The 2,844-nt window shown below is 42.7% G+C and carries 3 protein-coding genes; 2 read left to right on the top strand and 1 reads right to left on the bottom strand.

Annotated features, from left to right (window positions below; genetic code table 11):
• Positions 1 to 897: 897 nt before the first annotated feature.
• Positions 898 to 1,137, bottom strand: a complete 240-nt coding sequence (locus D5R40_RS31750) for a hypothetical protein (RefSeq protein ID WP_124155795.1) — start codon at positions 1,135 to 1,137, stop codon at positions 898 to 900.
• A gap of 1,008 nt (positions 1,138 to 2,145) precedes the next feature.
• Between D5R40_RS31750 and D5R40_RS43230 the strand changes: the two genes are divergently transcribed.
• Together D5R40_RS43230 and D5R40_RS31760 are read left to right on the top strand one after the other, a co-directional pair.
• Entirely contained in the window at positions 2,146 to 2,328 is a 183-nt protein-coding gene (locus D5R40_RS43230; protein ID WP_124155796.1) for a response regulator, read from the top strand.
• A 52-nt stretch (positions 2,329 to 2,380) separates the two neighbouring features.
• Positions 2,381 to 2,844 (top strand): Hpt domain-containing protein (locus D5R40_RS31760; protein ID WP_134239658.1); only part of this gene is annotated, 464 nt, incomplete at its 3' end.

The raw sequence follows: 2,844 nt of genomic DNA on the forward strand, positions 1-2,844 counted from the left end.
TATGGACAGCAGGGCGTATTAGAAAGTCTTTGAAAGGTTGATGGAGGACTATTCATGGGGAAGGAAATCAAAAAGCTTAAGCGCTATTTTCCTATATTTATTTCATTGAGAATCAAATACCATAAATAGTGAATTGCCATGAATATTCTGTTAGTGGAGGACAATCCCGGTATGTAAGATTGCACGCAGGAACATTGAAAGAATGGAACTTTAGTCAGGACTGGAGTTGAATGTATACCTGATGGTAGAAGCAATAGCTTACCTGAATAAGGAAGGGAAATACGCAGAAGCAGTACAACCTGACATCATTCTCCTTAGACCTAAACTTACCAAAAAACCACGTTCTGAAGTTTTAGCCGAAATAAAGGCTTCTTCCATCCTCAGGTCCATCCTGTGGTGGTGTTGACAACCTCTCAGGCTGCCCAGGATATAGAACTGGTTTTATAACTCTGCAAATTGCTATATAGCTAAACCGGTTGATATCAATGAATTATTGAAGTGATAAAGAGTATAGAGAACTTTGGTTTAACATCGTTAAACTCCCCTCATTTAATAAAGTATAGTGTCATGCCAAGCTACATATCTCCTAATAGAAGACCTTGATGAAGATGTATTCCTCTTTCGGATTACATGGAAATTCTGGTATAGAGAATTTTACCCTGCATCACAGGTATACCCTTGCTGAAGGAAGAAAAGTCCCCCGCGAGCATCCGGTGACATCATCATGCTTGACTTCAATTGCCCGATTCTTTTGCTTTTTCGACTTTCAGAAAGATTCATGGAGAATTCCTCATTTGCCTATAAGTAGTATTAACCGGAGGCATAGATTCTTCTTTGGGATGCGTTGTGTAAAGGCTGGGCACAAGATTTCCTGTCAAGAAAGATCTATTCCGCTATTTACTGGGAAGAGCGATCGTATGCAATCGAAACGAAATAACCTGAAAAGCAATCTGCCAAGAAGCACAAAATCTTGCCATGATGGGAAGCTGGACCGTTGATATGACCAGCAATGAGATGAGCCTTTCGCAGCAGATGTATCATCTGTTTCAGTTCAATAAAAACAACGATAAATAGCCATAGTTTCGCTAATACATGACTGGCTTCATCCGAGGACCAGGAAACTGGTTGCAAACGCATATAAAGAATCCTTTGATAGCGGCAGAGAGTTTGAAGTGGATCACCGCTTTGTTCTTCCTAATAAGGAAGTGAAGTCAGTTATCATGAAGGCACGCACGAAAAAGATGCAGAAGCAATTCGTATGAATTGATCGGGTACTACCAGGATGGCACGCATCGTGTACAGATGGATGCCCTTGAAAGGAAACAGAACTGGCAATTCGTTCGCAAAATTTGAGCAGGAATTTTGGCTAAACCAGTCACGAAATTCGTACCCCCCTCAATCCATACTTGTGTTGACTGATATTTTACTCAAAAGTGATCTCAGTCCGGAGCAAAAGAAAGACCTGGATACAATAAAAGCAGCAGGTAATACCCTCCTCGCTGTGTGAATGATATCCTGGACCTTTCCAAAATCGAAGCTGGAAGATCGATTTTGTAAAACATAGTAGTTTAGCATTCATGAGGTATTTGACTATGCCCGGATATGCTGGAACCTAATGCCCGCAAAAAGGCCTCAAACTTCATATGGAAATCGATAAGGGAAGTCCCAGAAGTTTGATTGGAGATGATGTTCGATTGACTCAGATCATGTTAACCTGTCGGCAACGCCATCAAATTCACCCATGAAGGAGAAATCCGGTATTAGCCAAAAAAGAATACGATAAGGAAGGCCTGTATGGGCGTTCGCTTTGAGGTGTCCGATACAGGTATTGGCATTCCAAAGATATGCTGAAAGTGATCTTCGAAAGTTTTCAGCAAATGATAGCGATACTAACCGTCAATTGGTGGTACGGGCCTGGGCTCACGATTGTGAAACAGTTGGTGAGATTGCAGGAGGAAGTATAGCGGTGAAAGTGAACCTGGCAAAGGTTCGTCTTTAGCTTTAATTGAATTTTGGTTCTGAAGGAGAGAATCCAGGAGAAAGAGGAGAAAATTGAAATCCTCCGCGATAAGTTGCACGGATTTGAGCTGCTGCTGCGAGGACAATCCCCTCAATCCAACTGGTTAACCCAAAAACTCCTCTCGATTGGGAATAGAGCTGGAAATTGCCAGCAATGGAAGAGAAGCATTGATTCGTCTGAAGGAAAGAGGCTATGACCTAATTCTGAATATGGATGTTCAAATGCCGGAAATGGATGGCTACGAAGCTACCCGTTACATCCGGAAAAACATGGGTCACCCTTTAGAGATATCCCGATCATCGCCCTGACGGCTAATGCTTTCAGTGGAAGTGATTGACGAATGTTTGAAGGCAGGTATGGATGATTATGTTTCCAAACCTATTGAAATGCCAACTCTTATATTCCAAAATTGTCCAGTATGTGCGTAAATGGCCGGAAGAAGCGGAGGAAGAAGCTCCGATAAATGGCCAGCATGCAGAAGCAGAACCCACGCTCGAAGCCAGCTCTGAGCCCGTAGTGGAACAAGCCAATGGATTCAGCCACGCCGAAGAAGCTCCTCAGGAAGAAGCTGAACCGGTACATAACAATGGAACTGCGAATGCGTTTAATGAAGAAAAATCTATGCCGACAAATTACGTAAATCTCGATTACCTCAGGTCAATATCTGGCAATGATGAAAACATCATTCGTAAGGCAATCGAGAAATTTCTGGACACAACCCCCGAATTACTGGATCAAATGGGCGAGCAACTCAATGCCAGCGATGCACAGGCCTTGGGCAAGAGCGCTCATAAACTCAAAAGCTCGGTAGCTTTTATGGGAAT

This window comes from Okeania hirsuta (assembly GCF_003838195.1).
Taxonomy (GTDB): Bacteria; Cyanobacteriota; Cyanobacteriia; order Cyanobacteriales; family Microcoleaceae; genus Okeania; species Okeania hirsuta.